The sequence below is a fragment of the Mycolicibacterium sp. 624 genome, assembly GCF_040548615.1.
Classification (GTDB): domain Bacteria; phylum Actinomycetota; class Actinomycetes; order Mycobacteriales; family Mycobacteriaceae; genus Mycobacterium.
In genome coordinates this window covers 692,954-715,628 of sequence record NZ_JBEPRZ010000002.1, presented here as the reverse complement: position 1 = coordinate 715,628, position 22,675 = coordinate 692,954, and the positions used below count along the sequence as shown (strand labels likewise).

The 22,675-nt window shown below is 66.8% G+C and carries 22 protein-coding genes and 2 pseudogenes; 14 read left to right on the top strand and 10 right to left on the bottom strand.

Going from position 1 to position 22,675, the window contains the following annotated elements; genetic code table 11:
* The first annotated feature begins 168 nt into the window (after nt 1-168).
* The 3 genes and pseudogenes from ABIA65_RS10430 (at nt 169) to ABIA65_RS10420 (ending at nt 4,171) form a co-directional block, all read left to right on the top strand.
* Nucleotides 169-1,878, top strand: a complete 1,710-nt coding sequence (locus tag ABIA65_RS10430) for a hypothetical protein (protein WP_241403400.1) — start codon at nt 169-171, stop codon at nt 1,876-1,878.
* Between the two features lie 32 nt (nt 1,879-1,910).
* Nucleotides 1,911-2,077: pseudogene (locus tag ABIA65_RS10425) on the top strand (hypothetical protein); the annotation flags it as partial.
* A gap of 393 nt (nt 2,078-2,470) precedes the next feature.
* Nucleotides 2,471-4,171 (top strand): hypothetical protein, encoded by a 1,701-nt coding sequence (locus ABIA65_RS10420; RefSeq protein WP_354523458.1) that lies wholly within the window; start codon nt 2,471-2,473, stop codon nt 4,169-4,171.
* 134 nt (nt 4,172-4,305) lie between these two features.
* Here the strand turns inward: ABIA65_RS10420 and ABIA65_RS10415 are convergent, their stop codons facing one another.
* The 7 genes from ABIA65_RS10415 to ABIA65_RS10385 form a co-directional block, all read right to left on the bottom strand.
* Nucleotides 4,306-4,887, bottom strand: a complete 582-nt coding sequence (locus ABIA65_RS10415; protein ID WP_241403402.1) for a DUF1707 SHOCT-like domain-containing protein — start codon at nt 4,885-4,887, stop codon at nt 4,306-4,308.
* A 132-nt stretch (nt 4,888-5,019) separates the two neighbouring features.
* Nucleotides 5,020-5,790 carry an enoyl-CoA hydratase family protein gene (locus ABIA65_RS10410; RefSeq protein WP_354523457.1) on the bottom strand — a complete coding sequence of 257 codons (771 nt, stop codon included), beginning with the start codon at nt 5,788-5,790 and terminating at the stop codon, nt 5,020-5,022.
* On the bottom strand, nt 5,790-6,947 hold the full coding sequence (locus ABIA65_RS10405) for an acyl-CoA dehydrogenase family protein (protein WP_241403404.1): 1,158 nt from the start codon (nt 6,945-6,947) through the stop codon (nt 5,790-5,792). Before ABIA65_RS10405 ends, ABIA65_RS10410 begins: the two co-directional genes overlap by 1 nt.
* Before the next feature lie 24 nt (nt 6,948-6,971).
* Nucleotides 6,972-8,957 carry an acetyl/propionyl/methylcrotonyl-CoA carboxylase subunit alpha gene (locus tag ABIA65_RS10400; protein WP_354523456.1) on the bottom strand — a complete coding sequence of 662 codons (1,986 nt, stop codon included), beginning with the start codon at nt 8,955-8,957 and terminating at the stop codon, nt 6,972-6,974.
* A gap of 8 nt (nt 8,958-8,965) precedes the next feature.
* Nucleotides 8,966-10,561, bottom strand: coding sequence for an acyl-CoA carboxylase subunit beta (locus ABIA65_RS10395; protein ID WP_241403406.1), 1,596 nt, complete (start codon nt 10,559-10,561; stop codon nt 8,966-8,968).
* Entirely contained in the window at nt 10,558-11,706 is a 1,149-nt protein-coding gene (locus ABIA65_RS10390) for an acyl-CoA dehydrogenase family protein (RefSeq protein ID WP_241403407.1), read from the bottom strand. Before ABIA65_RS10390 ends, ABIA65_RS10395 begins: the two co-directional genes overlap by 4 nt.
* Nucleotides 11,703-13,463: an acyclic terpene utilization AtuA family protein gene (locus tag ABIA65_RS10385; RefSeq protein WP_354523455.1), complete on the bottom strand. Its 1,761-nt coding sequence runs from the start codon at nt 13,461-13,463 to the stop codon at nt 11,703-11,705. The genes ABIA65_RS10390 and ABIA65_RS10385 overlap by 4 nt, the downstream gene beginning before the upstream one ends.
* 154 nt (nt 13,464-13,617) lie before the next feature.
* On the opposite strand from ABIA65_RS10385, the gene ABIA65_RS10380 reads away from it, so the two are divergent.
* The 9 genes from ABIA65_RS10380 to mspA (ABIA65_RS10340) all read left to right on the top strand — a co-directional run bounded on the left by ABIA65_RS10380 (nt 13,618) and on the right by mspA (ABIA65_RS10340) (nt 20,606).
* Nucleotides 13,618-13,932, top strand: coding sequence for a hypothetical protein (locus ABIA65_RS10380; RefSeq protein WP_354523454.1), 315 nt, complete (start codon nt 13,618-13,620; stop codon nt 13,930-13,932).
* A gap of 115 nt (nt 13,933-14,047) precedes the next feature.
* Nucleotides 14,048-14,221, top strand: coding sequence for a 50S ribosomal protein L32 (rpmF, locus tag ABIA65_RS10375; RefSeq protein ID WP_241403409.1), 174 nt, complete (start codon nt 14,048-14,050; stop codon nt 14,219-14,221).
* A gap of 71 nt (nt 14,222-14,292) precedes the next feature.
* A complete protein-coding gene (locus ABIA65_RS10370) occupies nt 14,293-14,979 on the top strand; it encodes a response regulator transcription factor (RefSeq protein WP_241403410.1) in 687 nt (228 codons plus the stop codon).
* The gene (locus tag ABIA65_RS10365; protein ID WP_241403411.1) at nt 14,979-16,451 is read left to right on the top strand and encodes a HAMP domain-containing sensor histidine kinase; all 1,473 of its coding nucleotides are present in this window, start codon (nt 14,979-14,981) and stop codon (nt 16,449-16,451) included. Before ABIA65_RS10370 ends, ABIA65_RS10365 begins: the two co-directional genes overlap by 1 nt.
* 151 nt (nt 16,452-16,602) lie before the next feature.
* Entirely contained in the window at nt 16,603-17,937 is a 1,335-nt protein-coding gene (locus ABIA65_RS10360; RefSeq protein WP_354523453.1) for a S1C family serine protease, read from the top strand.
* Nucleotides 17,938-17,966: 29 nt separating this feature from the next.
* A complete protein-coding gene (locus ABIA65_RS10355) occupies nt 17,967-18,506 on the top strand; it encodes a MogA/MoaB family molybdenum cofactor biosynthesis protein (protein ID WP_241405491.1) in 540 nt (179 codons plus the stop codon).
* A gap of 166 nt (nt 18,507-18,672) precedes the next feature.
* Nucleotides 18,673-18,831 (top strand): hypothetical protein, encoded by a 159-nt coding sequence (locus tag ABIA65_RS10350; protein ID WP_241403413.1) that lies wholly within the window; start codon nt 18,673-18,675, stop codon nt 18,829-18,831.
* Between the two features lie 380 nt (nt 18,832-19,211).
* Nucleotides 19,212-19,847: a porin MspA gene (gene mspA / locus ABIA65_RS10345; RefSeq protein ID WP_241403414.1), complete on the top strand. Its 636-nt coding sequence runs from the start codon at nt 19,212-19,214 to the stop codon at nt 19,845-19,847.
* A gap of 123 nt (nt 19,848-19,970) precedes the next feature.
* A complete protein-coding gene (mspA, locus tag ABIA65_RS10340; RefSeq protein ID WP_241403415.1) occupies nt 19,971-20,606 on the top strand; it encodes a porin MspA in 636 nt (211 codons plus the stop codon).
* Between the two features lie 132 nt (nt 20,607-20,738).
* Here the strand turns inward: mspA (ABIA65_RS10340) and mscL are convergent, their stop codons facing one another.
* Nucleotides 20,739-21,191, bottom strand: coding sequence for a large-conductance mechanosensitive channel protein MscL (mscL, locus tag ABIA65_RS10335; RefSeq protein WP_241403416.1), 453 nt, complete (start codon nt 21,189-21,191; stop codon nt 20,739-20,741).
* Between the two features lie 98 nt (nt 21,192-21,289).
* Between mscL and ABIA65_RS10330 the strand changes: the two genes are divergently transcribed.
* Entirely contained in the window at nt 21,290-21,508 is a 219-nt protein-coding gene (locus tag ABIA65_RS10330) for a hypothetical protein (RefSeq protein ID WP_241405492.1), read from the top strand.
* A 2-nt stretch (nt 21,509-21,510) separates the two neighbouring features.
* Here the strand turns inward: ABIA65_RS10330 and ABIA65_RS10325 are convergent, their stop codons facing one another.
* Entirely contained in the window at nt 21,511-22,176 is a 666-nt protein-coding gene (locus ABIA65_RS10325) for an SAF domain-containing protein (RefSeq protein WP_354523452.1), read from the bottom strand.
* A 103-nt stretch (nt 22,177-22,279) separates the two neighbouring features.
* On the opposite strand from ABIA65_RS10325, the gene ABIA65_RS33490 reads away from it, so the two are divergent.
* On the top strand, nt 22,280-22,477 hold the full coding sequence (locus ABIA65_RS33490; RefSeq protein WP_502919556.1) for a hypothetical protein: 198 nt from the start codon (nt 22,280-22,282) through the stop codon (nt 22,475-22,477).
* A 14-nt stretch (nt 22,478-22,491) separates the two neighbouring features.
* Here ABIA65_RS33490 and ABIA65_RS33485 read toward each other — a convergent pair.
* Nucleotides 22,492-22,632: pseudogene (locus ABIA65_RS33485) on the bottom strand (FmdB family zinc ribbon protein); the annotation flags it as partial.
* Nucleotides 22,633-22,675: the final 43 nt, after the last annotated feature.

Sequence of the window (22,675 nt, the reverse complement as noted above, 5' to 3'; positions counted from 1 at the left end):
TCCTTGTGCTGCAGTTGGAGGATCGCTGGCGAACGTTGGCAGGGTTCGCTAGGAGGGTGCAAACGTCGGCTCTCGGCGAGTGATCTGAGTTTCTTCGGCTTTCGCGTGGCAAAAACGTTCGAAAGCGCTTATGTTCTTCTCAGGTCCAGGATCCTTGGGGGGATTTACATGGCACTTCGCCCTTTTCTCACAGCAGGGGTGGCCTTTGCCACCGCCGGTGTCGTGGCTGCGACAGTGGCCATCGCACCGCCGATGTCTCCCGGCGACGTGCAAGTCGCCAAGAACACCGAGGTCGCGCTCAACGCCGACCTCCGAGATCTGATCAACACCTACTTCGGCCAGTTCCCGGGTGACCCCGGCAATCCCGGCACCATCCACGCCTTCGGTGTGCTCCAGCAGCTGCTGCAGAACGCCACCGTCAACGACCCCCGTGCCACCGAGGTCATCGACTCCTACTTCGAGGAGGGCCTGTCCGACGTCATCCGGCTGCTCCTGACGCGGGACAACCCCAGTCCGCAGTCGGTCGAGCTGATCGACGCCTACTTCAACGACGGTCTCGCCGACGCGACGCGGGTGTACCTCGACCAGTTCGCCACTCCAGAGCAACAAGAGTGGATCGACACCTACTTCGGCGACCCGGACCACGTCAATGACGACGGCTCAACGAACGTCTCGCAGAACGGCGCGTCGGGTATCGCCTGGAAGGTCCTCTCCGGACTCGGTCTCGGCGGCGAGCTGCGCGCGAACCTCGACACCTTCTTCAATGCGCAGACGGGAGAGAACCCGCAGGCCGTTCCGATCACGACGCCGGTCTTTCAGGAGTCGCCACCAGGCAGCGGCACGATCGTGCCGGTCATCGACCCCGCCACCGGCGAACAGGCCACCTCGACGTTTGAGCCGGTCCTGGATGCGGACGGCAATCCGACCTTCGACGCGGCCGGCAATCAGATCTTCAGCACCGAAGTCATCGGTTGGACTGGCAACTCGAACCCGGCCAGGCGCGGCACCTTTGGCGTCATCTACAACGTGATCGCGAGCACCGGAATCAGCGGCGACGCGAAGACCGTCCTGGACGCCTACTGGGATGGCGGCATCAGCGAGGTCGTCAAGGTGGTGCTGATAGCGCTCTCGCCCGACCCCGTGGCGGACCAGCTCATCGGGGACTACTTCGACGGCGGCATCGACAAGGTCGCGCAGACCATATTGGTGGGGCTCTCGCCTGACCAGCGGTCGAAGGATCTATGGAATGAGTTCTTCGACAACGGCATCACCGGCGTCGTCCGGTACCTGCTCACCGGCCCCTTGCCGGAAGAGGAGGGCCCGCCCGTGCCGCCGGAGACCACGATGCTTCGCGTCGCGAACACCGAGGAGGTCTCTGAGGAAGGGGCCACCGTCGGCGATGTGACCACGCTGACCAAGAAGGTGGCGACCGCCTTCGGGAGGAAACCGGTCATCGCAGAGGTATCCGCCGCTCCCGTGGTGGACCCCGAGCCGGCCACCGCTCCCGTGGTGGACCCGGAGCCGGCCGCCACTCCCGTGGTGGACCCGGAGCCGGCCACCCCTCCCGTCGTGGTGCCCGCGCCTGCACCCGTCACAGCGCCGGCACCCGCGCCTGAGGCCACCCCCGCGGTAGTGGAGGAGAAGTCGGAGGAGGAGGCCACCACGAACGTCAAGACCGGCAACAAGGTCGAGCCCGTCATCATTCTCCCGGGGGGAGCTGCCGCTCAGAACGGAAAGCGCGGCGGCGGCGCCTGGGGCTGGAATGGTCTGGCCGACAGGGTCAACGGCTTCGTGAAGGGCGTCCAGGGTGCGACCGGTGGCGGTGCCCCGGCCGCCGCTGACCCCGGTGCCGGCGGCGGCACTGAAGGCGGCAAGTAGCCAATCGGCGTCACGCTGGGGCGAGAACACTTGTTTGCGGGTTCGACGAGATTGCCCGTCTGCGCGCGCAGGTGACCATCTTCGGGCGGGCGGCGACCCGGGTCTGGCGCGGGTCATCGATCAGGTGGCGCGTCGCCTCGAGGGTCGCGTGGTGGGGACTCAACTCGGGGGTTGGGGCACTGCGGTGGTCAGTTACTAGCTGCGGTCCCGCAAACGTCGCTGAAGCCAACTCGTGATGTGCCGTTGGTTAACTTCATTTAGCTGTCGGTAGAGCATTTGGAGAGCAGGTCCGGGCGGCCGACCGTGGCAGATCTTGATCGTGGCCGGTCGCGGTGAATTTCGCCGGCTGGTTGCCATCGAAAACAGGTGCTGTCCAGGCGTTCGTGAGGGTGGGTTCGAATTAGCCGAGGGGGTCGGCCGAAAGGCGTGGCCGGCGGCGTGAAAGCCCGCCGTCGGTGAGCCAGGTGCAAACTTCGGGTATTTGTCGTGGCAAAAACTTTCAAAACCGTTTATTGTCTTCTCAGGTTTCTCTCAGTGGCTCGCCACTGCGGAGCCAGGACTTCGAGCCGTCATCAGATCTGAGGGAACGCATATGGCACTCCGCCCGTTCGTCACTGCAAGCGTGGCGTTTGCTGCCACCGGTGCCGTTGCCGCCACCGTGGCCATCGCACCGCCGATGTCGCCGGGCGATATCAAGGTGGCCAAGGACACCGATGTCGCGCTCAACGCGTTGATCACGGATCCGAACGTGGTGCCCTTCATCAACACCTACTTCGGTGAGTCCCCTGACGGGATCCGCACGGGTGCGGTAGGCGTGGCCCAGCAGCTTCTGCTGGCCGCCACCGAGAACGACCTCATCGGTCAGGCCCTGATCAACACCTACTTCCTTGGCGGTGCCACCAGCCTGGCCCAGGTGTTCCTGACCGCGTTCAACCCAGCGTTCGCAGACGAGATCAACACCTTCTTCGGAGGTGGGGTCAGCGAGCTGGCGCGGGAGCGTCTGCTCGCGGCCACCAATGACCCGCTGCAGCGTGAGTACATCAACACGTACTTCGGTGGTGCCCGCAACGACGACTACTCGGAGAACATCGCCCAGGTCGGCGCGCAGGGCCTGGCCTTCAAGTTCCTCGCCGACCGGGGTCTGAGTGCCGATCAGCGTCGCATCCTCGACACCTTCTGGAACGCGCCGACGGAATACAACTCGCAGGCAGTTCCGGTGTACACGAAGGTCTACAAGAAGGTCGTGAACTCGGCGGGTCAAGTGACCTACGTGCGGGTCACGGAGCCGGTCCTCGACGAGAATGGGAATCCGGTACTGAACCCGGACGGCACCCCGAAGCTTCAGTACGTCAACTCGCAGCGGGTGCCGGTCTTGGACGCTGACGGCAATCTGACCTACGACGCAAACGGCAACCAGATCTTCAGCGACGAACTCAACTTCGTGGGCAATGGCAACGCGGCCCGTCGTGGCAGCTTCGGCGTGGTCTACAACACGATCAAGGGCACCGGGTTGAACTCGGACCAGGAAGCCGTCCTCGACGACTACTGGGATGGCGGCGCGACCCAGGTCGTGCGGAACCGGCTCGTCAACGCGGCCGGCGACGATGTGCAGAAGGCCTTGATCGAGACGTACTTCGACGGCGGTATCGACGAGGTCATCAGGGCGGGACTGCTCGCGTTCGGTGATACGAACGCGCGGAATCTCACCAACGAGTTCTTCGACAACGGCATCACGGGCGTGATCCGCTACCTGCTCGTCGGTCCGGTGACCCCGCCTGCGCCGGCTGCGAAGACTGCCGTCGTCACCGTGGCGGACGTCGAGGAGACCCCCGACGCGAAGACGCTTGAGAGCGACACCACCGACGCTGGCGCCACCCCCGGCTCAGATCTGGCCAAGCTGGCAGAGAAGTTCGCTCCCAAGCCGAAGGCCGCGCTCGAAGCGACGCCCGTGGCGGCGCCCGTCGAAGCGGCACCGGAGGCTGCCCCGGCACCCGCTCCCGAGTCCACCTCCGTGGTCAAGGAGAAGGAGGCGTCCTCGGAAGAGGACACCGCCACGAACGTCAAGACCGGCAACAAGGTCGAACCCGTGATCATCCTCCCGGGTGGCGCCAATGCAAACGGCAAGCGCGGCGGCGGCGCCTGGGGCTGGAATGGTCTGGCCGACAGGGTGAACGGCTTCGTGAAGGGCGTCAAGGGCGCGACCGGTGGTGCGCCCGCTGCCTCTGACCCAGGCAAGGCAGGTGGCAACGCCGGTGGCGCCAGCGATGGCGGCGGTGATGGCGGCGGCGAGTAGTCACCGCACCTCGTCACACTGACACGAGACGTCGGCCCCTTCCGGATTTCGGAGGGGGCCGACGCTTTTCGTGGGTCAATGCTTTTCGTGGGTCGAGATCAACGATGAGGAGCCGGCGCGGGCCAGCTGTCGCGTCAGGAGTTCTTGCGCTTCTTGCGCTTGATGCCGACGCTGCCCCACAGCGAGAAGCCGCGGATGGTCACTTGGGGCGCACCCGGCGACCCCACCTCGCCGATGTGGTCGAAGGCGCCCATCACGCCCACGCCGTGGACGTCGACGTTGATCTCCGGCGGCAGCAGAATCGTCTGCCCGCCAAAGATTGAGTAGGAGTGGATCTCCACCTCCGGCGAGGTGAAGTCGGCGTAGCGCAGATCGATGACGCCGCCGCCGAACAGTGCGAAGGAGGTCAGCCTCCTGGGGACGTTCCAGCGGCCCCTTCGCTCGAATCCGCTCATGATCGCCAACAGCAGCGTTGAGGGAGCGGGACGGCACGGACCGCAGTCACGTGACGATGACGTGGCGACGTCGGGCAGGTCGGCGCTGAGCCGCTCCAGCTCACCGAAGGTCTGGGCGGCGTAGGCCCGGTTCAGCCTGTCCTCGTACTCGGACATCTTCAGGCGCCCTTGAGCGGCGGCCTCCGTGAGCAGTTGAGCGACCTGCATGCGGTCCGTGTCGGCAGCGCGCGTTGATCCGTTGCGCGGCGCTGGAGTAGTCATCACGACGAGCCTACGGCGAACGCACTGACACGCAATAGTGTTGCGCAAACTGACACCGTTTCGGCTGCTGAGACCACGATTCTGGGGAATCCTCCTACTGCCCGGTAACTCGGTTTCGCAATCGGGCCGGGCTCAGGACGGCGTCCAGTTCGGCGACCGCTTCTCCAGGAACGCCAGGATGCCCTCGCGCGCCTCGTCGGACACGAAGAGCCGCGCCGACTGCTCGGTCAACGAGTCCGCGTGCCGGTCGAAGCCATCGAGGATGGCCGCCGTGGTCAACGCCTTGGACGCCGCCAAACCCTGCGGCGATCCCTTGGCCACCTCAGCCGCCAGTGCCGCCACCCGCGCCTCGACATCGTCGGCGGCGATGGTGATCAGCCCGATATCGGCAGCCTCGGCAGCGCCGAACCTCTCCCCGGTGACGAAGTAGCGGCCCGCGGCACGCGCCGACATCTTGGGCAGCAGCGTCAGCGAGATGATCGACGGTGCGACACCGATGCGGGCCTCCGTGAGGGCGAACGTGCTCGACGGTCCTGCCACGACGACGTCGCACGCGCCCACCAGACCCAGACCGCCCGCGCGCACATGGCCGTCGATGGCACCGATGACCGGCACAGGCAGTTCCAGGATGGCACGCAACAACCGGGTCATCTCCCTGGCTCGGTCGACGGCGACGTCACCTGGCTCGCGCCCGGCGGCCTCACCGAGGTCCGCGCCAGCGCAGAACGTGCCACCCTCGTGCCCGAGGATGACGCAGCGCACCGTCGGATCGGCAGCGGCGCTGCGTAACCCGTCGTGCAACTGCGTCACTAGCGCTGTGGACAGGGCGTTGCGGTTCTGCGGTGAGTCCAGCGTCAGACGCGCGATCCCCGCCGAGACGCCGTATCGGACAACGGCGCTCATCAGTAGGACCGGGGGAGTCCCAGTGACGTCTGGGCGATGAAGTTGAGGATCATCTCGCGGCTCACCGGGGCGATACGGGCAAGGCGTGACGCCGTCAGCACCGAGGCGATGCCGTACTCCTTCGTCAGGCCGTTGCCGCCGAGGGATTGCACCGCCTGGTCGACGGCGCGCACCGATGCCTCGCCGGCTGCGTACTTGGCCATGTTGGCGGCCTCGGCCGCGCCGCCGTCATCACCCAGGTCGTAGAGCGTGGCCGCCTTCTGCATCATGAGTTTGGCCAGTTCGATCTCGATGTGGTTCTGCGCCAGCGGATGTGAGATGCCCTGGTGCGCGCCGATCGGCGTCTTCCAGACCTGCCGGGTCTTGACGTAGTCGGTGGCCTTGTTGATCGCGAACCGGCCCATGCCGACCGCGCTCGCAGCGCCCATGATGCGTTCGGGGTTGAGCCCCGCGAACAGCTGGGCGATCGCCGCGTCCTCGGATCCGACCAGCGCGTCGGCGGGCAACCGCACGTCGTCGAGGAACAGCTGGAACTGGCTCTCGGGGCTGACGATCTCCATGTCGATCTTGGTCCACGACATGCCGGGTGTGTCGATCGGAACGACGAACAGCGCGGGCTTGAGGTTGCCGGTCTTGGCCTCCTCGGTGCGGCCGACGACGAGTACGGCCTGGGCTTGGTCGACACCCGAGATGAAGACCTTCTGCCCGGACAGGACCCAGTCGCTGCCATCGCGACGCGCGGTGGTGGTGATGCGGTGCGAGTTCGATCCGGCGTCGGGTTCGGTGATGGCGAAGGCCATCGTGATGGTGCCGTCGGCGATACCGGGGACCCAGCGCCGCTTCTGCTCCTCGGTGCCGAACTTGCTGATGATTGTCCCGTTGATGGCCGGTGACACCACCATCATCAGCAGTGCGCAACCGCCTGCTGACATCTCCTCCATGACCAGGCTCAGCTCGTACATACCTGCCCCGCCGCCGCCGTACTCCTCGGGCAGGTTCACGCCGATGAAGCCGAGTTTCCCTGCCTCGCTCCACAACTCGTCGGTGTGCTCACCCGCCCGGGCCTTCTCGAGGTAGTAGTCGGGGCCGTAGTTGGCGGACATCGCCGCCACGGCCTTGCGCAGGGCCTGCTGTTCCTCGGTCTCCACAAAGCTCATGGGTGTTCTCCTCCTGTGATGGGCTCAGGCGTCTTCGACGCGAGCGAGTACGGCGCCGACATCGACCTGTTGGCCCGCGTCGACGTTGAGTTCGGTGATGATGCCCGCGCTTGGGGCGGTGATCGTGTGCTCCATCTTCATGGCCTCCAGCCAGATCAGGGCCTGGCCGGCCTTGACCTTGTCGCCCACCGCCGCGTCGACCCGGATCACCGATCCGGGCATGGGCGCCAGCAGTGACCCATGCGCGACCGCGGCGTCGGGGTCTCCGAAGCGGGGTTGGACGGTGAGGCGCACCGGGCCCAGCGGCCCGTCGACGAACACCTGATCGCCGTAGCGTGCGACGTCGAACGGGCGCTCCACAGCGTTTTCCCCCGTCGCTCCGCTCGCCCCGATGCGGCTGCCCAGCACCACCCGGTCGGTGGTGGCCGACACCAGTGTCGTGTCCTGCCCGTCGGGCAGGTCGAGGCGGCCGCGCACGAACCTGTAGGCGACCTCGTGCTCGCCGCCCGCGGCGTCGCGATATGTCTTGGTCTGGTAACCCGACGCCACGTTGCGCCACCCGCCGGGCAGCGCGCCCAGAACCGTTGCGGTGCTGCGGTTATGCGCCGCATCGGCCAGCGCTGCGGCCAGTGCCGAGAGCCGCACGGCCTGCTCGTCAGCCAGGGGAGCGGCCAACTCGGCCAGCCCGTGTGTGTCGAAGAACCCGGTGTCGGTGTTGCCGTCGAGGAACGCCGGGTGACGCAACACGTTCACCAGCAGTTCGCGGTTGGTGGTGATGCCGTGCAGCCGGGTGCGGGCCAGCGCGTCGGCCAGCACGCCTGCGGCCTGCCTGCGGGTGGGCGCCCATGAGATGACCTTGGCCAGCATCGGGTCGTAGAAGATCGACACCTCCGAACCGTCCACGACGCCGGTGTCGACGCGCACGCCGACGCCGCCGAGCGTGCTGAACGCGGCGCGAGCGGTGGGCACGTCGAACCGATGTACGGGCCCGGCCTGTGGCTGCCAGTTCTTCGCCGGGTCCTCGGCGTAGAGCCGAACCTCGATCGAATGTCCCTGTGCAACAGGTGGTTGCGCGGCTAGGCGGCCACCGTCGGCGACGTGCAACTGTAGCGCGACCAGGTCCAGGCCCGTGGTCTCCTCAGTGACCGGATGCTCGACCTGAAGGCGCGTGTTCATCTCGAGGAAGAAGAAGTCGCCCTGCTGGTCGGCCATGAACTCGACGGTGCCCGCCCCGGTGTAGCCGATCGCCTCAGCCGCCAGGCGGGCCGCCTCGAACAGCCTGTCACGCATGCCGTCGATGCGTTCGACCAGCGGTGAGGGGGCCTCCTCGATGATCTTCTGGTGGCGTCGCTGAATCGAGCACTCGCGCTCGCCTACCGCCCAGATGGTGCCGTGCGCGTCGGCCATCACCTGAACCTCGATGTGGTGACCGGTGGCCAGGTATCGCTCGCAGAACACGGTGGGATCGCCGAACGCCGACTTCGCCTCGCGCTGGGCGGCTTCCACCTGCTCGGGCAGCTCATCGAGATTGCGGACCACACGCATACCGCGCCCGCCACCACCGGCCGACGCCTTGATCAGCACGGGGAGTTCGGCGGCGGTTACGGTCTCGGGGTCGAGTTCGGCCAGCACAGGGACCCCGGCCGCGGCCATCATCTTCTTGGCCTCGATCTTGGACCCCATGGCCGCGACCGCGGGCACGGGCGGGCCGATCCAGGTCAACCCCGCCTGCTGCACGGCCTCGGCGAATTCGGCGTTCTCGGAGAGGAATCCGTAGCCGGGATGGATCGCGTCGGCTCCGGCAGCCCGCGCGGCGGCGATCAACTGCGCGCCGTCGAGGTATCCGTGCCGTCCCTCGAGACGCACCCGGGCGTCGGCCTCGGCGACGTGCGGGCTGTGCGCGTCGGGGTCGGTGTACACCGCGACGGTGTTGAGGCCGAGGCGACGGCAGGTGGCAAAGACACGGCGGGCGATCTCACCGCGATTGGCGACCAGCACTGTGGTGATCATGTGCGCGCTCACATCCGGAAGACGCCGAAGTTCGACGTCCCCTCGATCGGGCCACTGGCTATGGCGGACAGACACATTCCCAACACCGTACGGGTGTCGCGCGGATCGATGACGCCATCGTCGTAGATGCGGCCGGACAGGAACATCGGCAGCGACTCGGCCTCGATCTGTGCCTCGACGGCGGCGCGCAGCGCGGCGTCGGCGGCCTCGTCGACCTCCTGGCCGCGAGCCTCGGCGGCCGCGCGGCTGACGATCGACAGCACGCCGGCCAGCTGCGTGCCGCCCATGACCGCCGACTTCGCGCTCGGCCAGGCGAACAGGAACCGGGGGTCATACGCGCGGCCACACATGCCGTAGTGGCCCGCGCCGTAGGAGGCGCCGATCAGCAGCGAGATGTGCGGCACGGTCGAGTTGGAGACCGCGTTGATCATCATCGAGCCGTGCTTGATCATCCCGCCCTCCTCGTACTTGCGGCCGACCATGTAGCCGGTGGTGTTGTGCAGGAACAACAACGGCGTGTCGGAGCGGTTGGCCAGCTGGATGAACTGGGTGGCCTTCTGAGACTCCTCGGAGAACAGCACGCCGCGGGCGTTGGCGAGGATGCCGATCGGGTAGCCGTGCAGGGTCGCCCACCCGGTGACCAGCGACCCGCCGTAGAGCGGCTTGAACTCGTCGAAGTCGGAGCCGTCGACGACGCGGGCGATGACCTCGCGCGGGTCGAACGGGATACGCAGATCGGCGGGCACGATGCCGATGAGCTGCTCGGGGTCGAACAGTGGTTCGGTGACAGGCGCCGGTGCCGGCCCCTGTTTGCGCCAGTTCAACCGCGCCACGATGCGGCGTCCGATCCGGATCGCGTCGAGTTCGTCGATGGCGAGGTAGTCACCGAGCCCCGATGTCCGCGAGTGCATCTCGGCGCCGCCGAGGGACTCGTCGTCGGATTCCTCGCCCGTGGCCATCTTCACCAGCGGCGGCCCGGCGAGGAACACCTTCGAGCGTTCCTTGATCATCACGACGTGATCGGACATGCCGGGGACGTAGGCCCCACCCGCGGTCGAGTTGCCGAACACCAGCGCGACGGTCGGGATACCGGCCGCCGACAACCGGGTCAGGTCCCGGAACATCCGTCCGCCGGGGATGAAGATCTCCTTCTGCGTCGGCAGGTCGGCGCCGCCCGACTCCACCAGCGAGATCACTGGCAACCGGTTCTCGAGGGCGATCTGGTTGGCGCGCAGGATCTTCTTCAGGGTCCACGGATTGCTGGTGCCGCCCTTGACCGTCGGGTCGTTGGCGACGATCACGCACTCGACGCCCTCGATCACGCCGATACCCGTCGCGACGCTGGCGCCGACGGTGAAGTCGGTGCCCCACGCGGCCAGCGTGCTCAGCTCCAGGAACGGGGAGTCGGGGTCCAGCAGCAGTTCGAGGCGCTCGCGGGCGGTGAGCTTGCCGCGCGCGTGGTGCCGGTCGACGTACTTGGCGCCGCCGCCGGCCAGCGCCTTGGCGTGCTCGGTGTCGAGTTCGGCGAGCTTGGTGGTCATGGTCTCGGCCGCGTCGGCGAAGACCTTCGACCGCACGTCGAGCGTCGACTTGAGGGCGGTCACGACTGATACCCCAGGGTCTTGGCGGCCAGGCCGGTCAGGATCTCCGTGGTGCCGCCACCGATACCGATGATGCGCATATCACGGAACTGGCGCTCGACCTCGGACTCGGCCATGTAGCCCATACCGCCGAACAGCTGCACGGCCTGGTGAGCCACCCACTCGCCGGACTCGACCGCGGTGTTCTTGGCGAAGCAGACCTCGGTGATGAGGTTCGTGTCACCGGCTAGCTGTCGGTCCACCAGATGGTGGGTGTACACGCGAGCGACGTCGACGCGGCGGGCCATCTCGGCCAGTGTGTTCTGCACGGACTGGCGTGAGATCAGCGGCCGGCCAAAGGTTTCCCTGTCGCGGCACCACTTCACGGTGAGGTCGAGGCAGCGCTGCGCGCTGGCATACGCCTGTGCGGCGAGGCCGACCCGCTCGGACACGAACGCCGCGGCGATCTGCAGGAAGCCGGTGTTCTCCGGGCCGATCAGGTTGGCGACCGGAACGCGAACGTCGGTGTAGGACAGCTCCGCGGTATCCGAGGAGCGCCAGCCCATCTTCTCGAGCTTGCGGGTGACCTCGAAACCCGGTGTGGCCTTGTCGACCACGATCAACGAGACACCGCCGGCGCCCGGCCCTCCGGTACGTGCCGCGGTCACCACGAAGTCGGCGCGCACGCCGGAGGTGATGTAGGTCTTGGCGCCGTTGATGATGTAGTGATCGCCGTCCTTGATGGCCCTGGTGGTCAGGTGCCCGACGTCCGAACCTCCGCCGGGCTCGGTGATGGCCAGTGCGCCGATCCTCTCGCCCGCCAACGTCGGCCGCACGTACGTGTCGATCAGTCGCTGGTCACCTGACGCGATCATGTGCGGCACCGCGATGCCACACGTGAACAGCGAGGCGAACACGCCGCCGGGGGCGCCCGCCTGGTGCATCTCCTCGCAGATGATCACCGCGTCGATGCCATCGCCGCCCCCGCCGCCGACCGCCTCGGGATACGCCGCGCCGAGCAGCCCCGCGTCGCCGGCCTTGCGGTGCAGTTCGCGTGGCAGATCGCCGGTGCGTTCCCACTCCTCGGCGTTCGGCAGGATTTCGCGTTCAACGAAGTCGCGCACCGTCTTTCGAAGCGCCTCGCGTTCCGGCGTGGTCCAGGTATTCACGGTAGGAGGCCTTTCGGTATCTCGATGTGACGACTGCGCAGCCATTCGCCGAGTCCCTTGGCTTGAGGGTCGAAGCGGGCCTGGTGGGCGACGCCCTTGCCGAGAATGCCCTCGATGACGAAGTTCATCGCGCGCAGGTTGGGCAGCAGGTGTCGGGTGACGGACAGGCCGGCCGTCTCGGGAAGCAGTTCGCGCAGCTTCTCGACCGTCAGCGCGTTGGCCAGCCACTGCCACTGCGCGTCTGCCATCCCTTCCGTCGCTTCGCTCGCCCCGGCGCGAACCCAGACGCCGACGTTGGCGTCACCGCCCTTGTCTCCGCTGCGGGCGCCCGCGATGGTGCCGAGTGGGACGCGGCGGGTCTCGCCGAGCGCCGGCGGTTCGGGCGGCGCCGGAGCGGGCACCGGTTCCAGCGCCTGGGTCTGGGTGGCGACGGCGATATCGGTGCGGGTGCCGTCGGCGTGCACGGCGACGTGGGGCACCAGCGTCGCGTCGACGTAGCCGGGGGTGAACACGCCGTAGACCTGTCCATCGCCTGGCGGGGCGGTGGTGGTGAAGCCCGGATAGCTGGCCAGCGCGAGTTCGACTGCGGCCGAGGAGAAGTGACGGCCCACGTTCGCCGGATCCGGGTCGCGGACGACGCACCGCAGCAGCGCGCTGGCCGACTCCTCGGTGTCGGCGTCGGGATGGTCGGTGCGGGCCAGCGTCCACTCCAGTTCAGCGGGTTTGACCCTCAGGCTCGACTCCAGTTGCCTGCGCACCAGATCGGCCTTGGCCTCGATGTCGAGGCCCGTCAGCACGAATGTCATGGCGTTGCGGAAGCCGCCCACGCTGTTGAGTGACACCTTGAGCGTCGGCGGGGGAGGCTCGCCCTTCACCCCGCTGATTCGGACGCGGTCGGGTCCGTCGGCGGTGAGCGTCACGCTGTCGACCCGCAGTGTCACGTCGGGGTTCGCGTAGCGCGCGCCACCGATCTCGTAGAGGAGTTGTGCGGTCACGGTGTCGGTGCTGACCCGTCCACCCGTACCGCGATGCTTGGTGATGACCGATGACCCGTCCGCGCTGATCTCGGCCAGCGGAAAGCCGGGATGGAGGAGGTCGACACCGCCGCGCATCAGTTCAGCGAAGAAGGCGAAGTTGCCGCCGGTGGCCTGGGTGCCGCACTCGATGACGTGGCCGGCCGCCACCGCGCCGGCGAGAGCGTCGTAGTCGGTACGAGTCCAGCCGAAGTGCGCTGCGGCAGGCCCGACGATGACCGAGGCGTCGGTGACCCGGCCCGTGACGACGACATCGGCGCCCGCGTTGAGACAGTCGACGATGCCCCACGCGCCGAGATAGGCGTTGGCTGAGAGCGGGTTGTCGAAGCCGAACTCATCGGCGCGGGCGATCAGGTCGTCACCCTCGACGTGCCCGACGTTCACGCTGAGCCCGAGTCGCTGCGCCAGCGCGCGGACCGCCGCGGCCAGACCGGCAGGATTGAGCCCGCCCGCGTTGGCGACGATCTTGACGCCGCGTTCGAGCGCCAAGCCGAGGGACTCCTCGAGCTGTGTCAGAAATGTCTTGGCGTAACCGCGGTCGGGGGCCTTGGCGCGGTCGCGGGCCAGGATCAGCATCGTCAGTTCCGCGAGATAGTCACCGGTGACGTAGTCGAGATCGCCGCCGGTGATCATCTCGCGCATTGCGGCGTGCCGGTCGCCGTAGAAGCCCGAACAGTTGCCGATCCGCACAGGCTCCCGGGTCCTGCCCTCAGCACCGCTCAACCCAAACTCCCATCAACCAGACGCCTCGACCAACCGGTAGGTTAGTCGGTACCACCGGTCCCAAGTCAAGGATCGACCTCGCCGGTCACGGCCAGATCGCGACAATGCCTCGCAATGGACCACTCGCTGCTGTCCACGGTCCTATAGTCCCTGCATGCTCCGCATTTGCGCCGCGGCCGCGGCCATCGTCGCCGCGCTGCTGACCGCAGGCATCCCCGCGAACGCCTACCCCGCCCCCCGCTCGTCGGGAATGGCCGCCGACTTTCCGGTCGGGATGTGCATCGACGTCGGGGACGACCTCACCATCGACTACTTGAACCTCATCAACGTCGCGCCAGTGCCGTGCTCGGACCCGGACCGCAACTACCGGGTCACGCAGCACGTCGCCAACGAGCCGTTGTGCGGGCCGGACACCAACCGCGTGTTCCACACCCGCGACTCCGTCGTGCTGTGCACCGTGAACGCCTAGCCGCGGCACCCGGGCTCTGCGCCGTTTTGGAGGCAACGCAGCCCACGGGCTATCCTTGGAGCCAATTGCCGCTGCCCTCGTGTGCGCGGCGACCCTGAGCGAGGAGATGTACGTCATGGCTGTGCCCAAGCGGAGGATGTCGCGTTCGAACACCCGTAGCCGGCGCGCGCAGTGGAAGGCCGAAAAGCCCGAACTCGTGGGCGTCACCGTTGCTGGTCAGCAGCACAAGGTGCCGCGTCGCCTGCTCAAGGCCGCGCGACTCGGCCTCATCAATCTCGACCGCCGATAAGTTTCACGTTCCTCGCCGCCGCGTGGCGCGCCTCTCAGTCCACTCTCAGATAGTGGGTTGAAACTGTGCCTGTGCGGATTCTTGTCGTAGACGACGATCGCGCTGTGCGCGAATCCCTGCGCCGTTCCCTTTCCTTCAACGGATACTCAGTGGAACTGGCGCAGGATGGCCTCGAAGCCCTTCAGCGCATTGCCAGCGATCGACCCGATGCCCTCGTGCTGGACGTGATGATGCCGCGTCTGGACGGCCTCGAGGTGTGCCGCCAGTTGCGCAGCACCGGGGATGACATGCCGATCCTGGTGCTGACAGCCCGTGACTCGGTCTCCGAGCGCGTCGCTGGTCTCGACGCCGGCGCCGACGACTACCTGCCAAAGCCCTTCGCGCTCGAGGAGCTGCTCGCCCGTATGCGGGCGCTGCTTCGCCGCACCACGATCGACGACCGGGCCGAGTCGGTCCCGATGACGTTCTCCGACCTGAGCCTCGACCCGGTGACCCGTGACGTCACCCGCGGGGACCGCCACATCAGCCTCACCCGCACAGAGTTCTCCCTGCTGGAGATGCTGATCGCCAACCCGCGCCGGGTGCTGACACGCAGCCGGATTCTCGAGGAGGTGTGGGGCTTCGACTTCCCCACGTCGGGCAACGCCCTTGAGGTGTACGTCGGATATCTGCGTCGCAAGACAGAAGCCGAGGGGGAGTCGCGCCTAATCCACACCGTGCGAGGGGTGGGTTACGTGCTGCGTGAGACGCCACCCTGATGGCCACGTCGAGGTTCCCGCGACTCCGGACCGCGGCCCAGGACCCCCTGCACACCGCCAGTTCGGTGTCCCTGCGCTGGCGGGTGATGCTGCTGGCGATGTCGATGGTGGCGATGGTCGTGGTGCTGATGGCCGTCGCCGTCTACGTCGTCGTCTCCAGGGCGCTCTATCAGGACGTCGACAACCAACTGCAGAGCCGCGCCCGACTCCTGATCGAGAGCGGATCGTTGGCGGCCGACCCCGGTAAGGCAATCGAGGGCACCGCGTACTCCGACGTCAACGCCATGCTGGTGAACCCCGGCCGGTCGATCTACACCGCCAACCAGGCTGGTGAGACGTTGCCGCTCGGGCAGCCGGAGAAGGACGTCATCCTCGGCAAGCTGCACATGTCGCTGCGCACGGTGGACCACCAGCGGGTCCTGGCGTACCGACTGTCCAACGGCAGCTCGCTGCTGATCTCCAAGAGCATCGAGCCCACCGGCATGGTGCTCAATCGACTCGGCACCATCCTGCTGATCGTCGGCGGCCTGGGCATGGCCATCGCGGCGATCGCGGGAGGAACGGTGGCCCGAACGGGGCTCAGACCCGTGGCCCGCCTGACACAGGCTGCCGAGCGGGTGGCCCGCACCGATGACCTGCGGCCGATTCCGGTGCACGGCAACGACGAGTTGGCCAGGCTGACCGAGGCGTTCAACATGATGCTCAACGCGCTGGCCGAGTCGCGGGAGCGCCAGGCTCGCCTGGTGTCCGACGCCGGCCACGAACTGCGCACCCCGCTGACGTCGTTGCGCACCAACGTCGAGTTGCTGATGGCGTCGATGGAGCCGGGCGCTCCGCGGCTTCCCGACGAGGAGATGGCCGGGCTGCGGACCGACGTCATCGCGCAGATCGAGGAGCTGTCCACATTGGTGGGCGATCTGGTCGACCTGACACGCGACGACGAGGGCGTGGCCGTGTACGAGGCGGTAGACCTGGCGGAGGTCGTCGAGCGCAGCCTCGAACGAGTTCGGCGGCGCCGCAACGACATCGAGTTCGACGTCCGTGTTGTGGGCTGGGAGGTGCACGGTGACGACGCGGGCTTGTCGCGGGCAGTCCTGAACCTTCTCGACAATGCGGCCAAGTGGAGCCCGCCGAACGGGCGCGTCGCCGTGCGGCTGACACAACTTGACCCGTTCAATGCCGAACTCGTCGTGTCCGACCACGGCCCGGGCATCCCTGCCGAGGAGCGGGGCCTGGTCTTCGAGCGCTTCTACCGGTCCACCGCGGCGCGTGCGATGCCCGGATCGGGTCTCGGCTTGGCGATCGTCAAGCAGGTGGTGCTCAAACACGGTGGGGCGCTTCGGATCGAGGAGACCGTGCCCGGCGGCATCCCGCCCGGCACCTCGATTCACCTGGTCCTGCCCGGCCGCCCCGTCGCGACACGCGCGGGCGGAGCGGTGGACGGCGCCAGCCTGACCGCCGACAATGGTTAACAAGCTGGTTCTCGGGGAAGTCTTCGGGCGTGCCGAGCGTTCTCTAAGTGGATTCTCAGCCCGATGGGGCATTGTCAGGCTCAGCCTTTCGTTGTAGTGGTGACCCGTGTAGGACCGAGCAGCAACTCGAAGGAAGAGCGCCGACCGCAAAATGACCAACCACCCGAGGTACACGCCGCCGCCACCGCCGGGAAACCGGCCAGGGCCGTATGACTCCGTGGCGCCGGGTTATCCCGGGGGTCCCCCGCGACCGGGGCCTGGCCAGCCGAACTACGACTGGCGCTACGTGACGCAGCAGCAGGCGTACCGCGGACCGCACGATCCCTACCCAGGTGCACCTCAGCCGCGCAACATGCCCGGCGGACCCGGGGCGGTGCCGCCGCGGAAGCGTTCCCGCGCAGGCGCTTTGACCATCGGAGCACTGGCGATCGCCGTGGTGTCCGCCGGTATCGGTGGCGGTGTGGCCACGCTGGCCCAGCCGGACCGCGGGTCGATCACCTCCGTGTTCTCGGATGCAACGCCGGGTGAGCCTGCCGCGAACCTGCCCGCCGGGTCTGTCGAGCAGGTCGCGGCCAAGGTGGTGCCCAGCGTGGTGAAGCTGGAGACCGACATGGGTAAGCAGTCCGAGGAGGGGTCGGGCATCATCCTCTCCTCCGACGGTCTCATCATGACGAACAACCACGTCGTGTCGGCGGCCAAGGACGGCGCCCCGAACGCGGGCTCCGTGCAGACCAAGGTCACCTTCGCTGACGGCAGCACGACGTCGTTCTCCGTGGTGGGCACCGATCCCAGTAGCGACATCGCGGTGGTCCGCGCCGAAGGAGTGAGTGGACTCACTCCCATAGCGCTCGGCTCGTCGGCGAATCTGCGCGTGGGCCAGGACGTGGTGGCCATCGGATCGCCGCTCGGCCTCGAGGGCACCGTCACCACCGGTATCGTCAGCGCGCTGAACCGTCCGGTCGCCGCAGGCGGCGATGCGAGAAACCAGAACACCGTGCTCGATGCCATCCAGACCGATGCGGCCATCAACCCGGGTAACTCGGGTGGTGCGCTGGTCAATATGAGCGGCGAACTGGTCGGCGTGAACTCGGCCATCGCGACCCTGGGTGGCGACTCGGCGCAGGCACAGAGCGGTTCGATCGGGCTTGGCTTCGCGATTCCGGTCGATCAGGCCAAGCGCATCGCCGACGAACTGATTCAGAGCGGTACGGCCTCGCATGCCTCGTTGGGTGTGCAGGTGGGCAATGACGCGACCGTCGACGGGGCCAAGATCGTCGAGGTCACCGACAACGGTGCCGCGGCGGCAGCGGGTCTGCCCAGCGGTGTCATCGTGACCAAGGTCGACGACCGTCCGATCGGCAGCGCCGACGCTCTCGTGGCGGCCGTCAGGTCGAAGGCACCGGGTACCAAGGTCACGTTGACCTACCTTGACCAGTCCGGCCAGCCACGTTCGGTCGACGTCACCCTCGGAAAGGCGGCACAGTGACCACGGCACCAGAGCGGCCACGGCTGAAAATGGTCACGCTCCCGTCGGTTCAGGCATATACGGTTGGGCATATGGAACAGCCGGCAGAGTTGGTGGGGCGCGCGCTTGTCGTCGTCGTGGACGATCGCACCGCGCACGGTGACGAGGAGGACCACAGCGGACCGGTGGTCACCGAGCTGCTCGGTGAGGCGGGTTTCGTCGTAGACGGTGTCGTCGTGGTGTCCGCTGATGAGGTGGAGATCCGCAATGCGCTGAACACTGCCGTCATCGGCGGCGTCGATTTGGTCATCTCGGTGGGTGGTACCGGTGTCACCCCCAGGGATGTCACACCGGAGGCCACCCGGACCATCCTGGACCGCGAGCTTCTCGGCATCGCCGAGGCGCTGCGCGCCTCGGGGCTGTCCGCCGGGATTGTGGACGCGGGCGTGTCCCGCGGTTTGGCCGGCATCTCGGGTAGCACGCTGGTTGTGAACATCTCCGGTTCACGCGGCGCGGTACGCGACGGCATGGCCACCCTTGGCCCACTCGCCAGTCAGGTGATCGGGCAGCTCTCCAGCCTAGAGATATAGGTCCGCACGCCCGGGTCAGCCGCGATATGCCCGCGCTTGCATATATGCATATCGACGTCAATATTCACAATGATGTGAACTGTCGCTGTGCGGACCCCGTTGTGTTAACGACGGGTGAACAGGCATGATCTTTCAAATGTGACCTTCATCACACTGAGGACTGGCAATGAGCAACTCCGGACGCCACTCGCATCATTCAGTTAACAAAATTTTCGGGGACGAGATTCCCGATACCACTAGCGACGAACGTGACGACGGCCACCCCGGCGACGATTTGGACCGCGAACGGTGGCTGCGTGACAACGTGCCGCCGCACCACTCCTGACCTGGCGTTTCGTATTGAGCGAAGGTTGTCGCTCCTGGTCGCGGCCTCTCGTGCCGCCGCCGTGACCTTCAGATCGCGCTGACTGCTAGGTAATCCGTAGTGCCGTGCGCGCGGTGCGTGGAACCCCGCTGGAGTACCCCAGCAAATCGGAACACGTTCTATTTCGGCCGTAACCGAACTTCTGCGCTTGCGTTGCCGGGTGGATGCCCCCCCGTTATGTTTCTGCTGTCAACGATGAGCATTTCGTAAGAGCAACATGTGAGGTTTCTAATTCCATTCACACGTAGCTCTTGCACGGTGTGTGGTTAAGCAGTAACACCGCACATCTGACAGACAGCGGTGAGCCGTGCCGGATCACCTTCGACGTAGCTAGGGAGAACATGAAGGCAATCAGTCGGGTGTTGGTCGCGCTGGTCGCGTCCATCGCGGCGTTGTTCGCGACCACGGGCACCTCTCACGCAGGTCTGGATAATGAGCTGAGCCTGGTCGATGGCAAGGACCGCACGTTGACGGTCCAGCAGTGGGACACCTTCCTCAACGGTGTGTTCCCGCTCGACCGCAACCGCCTGACTCGTGAGTGGTTCCACTCCGGCAAGGCCAAGTACATCGTGGCCGGCCCCGGTGCCGATGAGTTCGAGGGCACCCTGGAGCTGGGCTACCAGATCGGCTTCCCCTGGTCGCTGGGCGTCGGTATCAACTTCTCCTACACGACCCCCAACATCCTGATCGACGATGGTGACATCACCGGTCCTCCCTTCGGCCTCGAGTCGGTCATCACCCCGAACCTGTTCCCGGGTGTGTCGATCAGTGCTGACCTGGGCAACGGCCCGGGCATCCAGGAGGTCGCGACCTTCTCCGTGGACGTCGCCGGCCCTGAGGGTGCCGTCGCGGTCTCCAACGCTCACGGCACCGTCACCGGTGCTGCCGGCGGTGTGCTGCTGCGTCCGTTCGCTCGTCTGATCTCGAGCACCGGCGACAGCGTCACCACCTACGGCGAGCCCTGGAACATGAACTAACGTTTCACGCCTCTGCGGCGATTAACTGAATCAAGCGCCACGTGCCGACCGGGCCTGGTCCGGTCGGCACGTGCAGCTTGGTGGGGGTGGGGGTCTTGCACCAATCAACCAACAAAGGATGACATGAAGGCAATCACTCGGGTGTTGGTCGCGCTGGTCGCGTCCATCGCGGCGTTGTTCGCGACCACGGGCACCTCTCACGCAGGTCTGGATAATGAGCTGAGCCTGGTCGATGGCAAGGACCGCACGTTGACGGTCCAGCAGTGGGACACCTTCCTCAACGGTGTGTTCCCGCTCGACCGCAACCGCCTGACTCGTGAGTGGTTCCACTCCGGCAAGGCCAAGTACATCGTGGCCGGCCCCGGTGCCGATGAGTTCGAGGGCACCCTGGAGCTGGGCTACCAGATCGGCTTCCCCTGGTCGCTGGGCGTCGGTATCAACTTCTCCTACACGACCCCCAACATCCTGATCGACGATGGCGACATCACCGGTCCTCCCTTCGGCCTGAACTCGGTCATCACCCCGAACCTGTTCCCCGGTGTGTCGATCAGTGCTGACCTGGGCAACGGCCCGGGCATCCAGGAGGTCGCGACCTTCTCCGTGGACGTCGCCGGCCCTGAGGGTGCCGTCGCGGTCTCCAACGCTCACGGCACCGTCACCGGTGCTGCCGGCGGTGTGCTGCTGCGTCCGTTCGCTCGTCTGATCTCGAGCACCGGCGACAGCGTCACCACCTACGGCGAGCCCTGGAACATGAACTGAGCTAAGCCTCGCCAGAACGAGAACAGCCCCCGGCCATTTGGTCGGGGGCTGTTCTCGTCGGCGTCCAACGTGAAGAAGTGTGCGAGAAACCGCCCGCAACTCGCCATCGTCTTCACGTTCGGCGGGAGGTGGTTAGTCCCTGTCGGCGCTCGTCATCTTCGCGGTGTCGGGGCTGGGGCCGGTGCCGGGACCGGTGACGTGCCTGCCGTCGGTCTCGCCAGCCAGCAGATCGCGGATCTCGGTCAGCAGGCTCAGCTCGGTGTCCTGGGCCTGCTCGACTTCACCCCGCTTGCGGAGTCGCTCGTAGGGCATCATGACCAGGAAGTACACCACCGCCGCCACCAGGACGAAGTTGATGGCCGCGGACAACAGGATGTTCAGGTCGATGGTCTGGCCGCCGCCGATGCCGATCTTCAAGATGCCGTACTCGCTATCACCGCCGGCACCGATGCGATCGATGAGTGGCTGGATGATGCTCTCGGTGAACTTGGTGACCAACGCGGTGAAAGCGGTACCGATGACGACCGCGACTGCGAGATCGACGATGTTGCCGCGTGAGAGAAATTCCTTGAAGCCCTTCAACACGAGCGTGCTCCGTCCTGTGGTGTGCTTTTCAGACAGCTAACGGTAGCCCCGCTGCGACTGCGGCGACGGCAGTACGGTGCTAGCTTCAGCAGGTGTCGATGCGGTTGAAGTCGTTCGTTGCAGTGGCAGTCCTGGCCGGGTTCTCGATTCTGTCCGCGGGGGCCGCGGGGGCGGAACCGACCACCCCGGCGCCGCCGCCAAGCATCGCCCCCGCCCCGACGTCATCGACGGATGAACTCACCGACATGGTGATGGACGCGCTTGAGGGAGGCCCGTCCAGCCCGTCCACTGCTCCACTTCCCCTGCCGCCGAGCTGATCTCAGCGCAGCGTCAGCGTCACGGCCTGAGTGAGCGAGGCGCCCGCGACGTCGGCGGCCGCATGTGATGGCAAAGCCACCAGCACCACGCGGTGGTCCCCGCTCGCCGGGGACGACGAGCGCTCCGACACCAGGACGACGACGGCGTTGGTCGCGACCACCCGTGGTGGCGCGTCGGTACTGCCGCCGGGGGCAACCGAACTCGCGGCCAGGATGTCCACCACGTCTCCGGGGCGCAGCAGGTCCAGCAGCGCGAGATCGGCCAGCGCAAGCGGAACCACGCGGGCGTCGGGTCCGGCAGTGGCCTCGGCGAGACGCGGGCTCAGCACGCGTATGTCGGTGAGTACCTCGCCGCGTCGTGTCGGACCGGCGAGCGTCATACCGACGAGCTCAACCGGATTGGATTGGGCTCCGTCGGGAATCGTGGTCGCCGAATGGGATTCGACGCGCAGATCGGTGGCGCTCAGGGCGACGCCCGGGGTCAGATCGCGCGTGGCCACCACCACGTCGGCGCGGCCATCGGCCGGGTCGGGGCGTAGTGCGGCAACGGCGGCCAGCAACACCAGGAGCCCGGCGAGGGTGCGGCGTGCGGCGATGGTTCGCGTCCAGTCGGGCCGCAGCGCGACCAGGAGCCGACTGAGCGGCGACGCATCGATGGAATTCCCCACGTGGCCACGGTAGGCAGCGGGGGGAGAGCGGGCCAGACCGCGAGGGCCGGCCTGTGGATAACTAGCTCGACGCGCCTAGCTGGATGCCGCGGCGGGAGCTGAGTTGCTGGAACTCGACGAGCTGGAGCTGCCGGAGCCGGAGCCGGAGCTGCCTGAGTTGCTAGAACTCGAACCCGAAGTCGAGCTGGAACTCGAGGAGTCCGACGAGGACGACGTCGATGACGAGGAGTCGCCGCTCTTCGAACCGTTCGACGAGCTTGAGGCCGTCGTCTTGGACGAGTCGCGGCTGTCATTGCGATAGAAGCCGCTGCCCTTGAACACCACGCCGACCGACCCGTAGAGCTTGCGGAGCCGTCCGGTGCACTTCTCGCACGAGGTCAACGCATCATCGGTGAACGCCTGAACCGCATCGAAGCGGTTGTCGCACTCGGTGCAGGCGTAGGAATAGGTAGGCACTTTAACCCTCCGGGAATGGTCAAACTTGTTAGCACTCTACCGG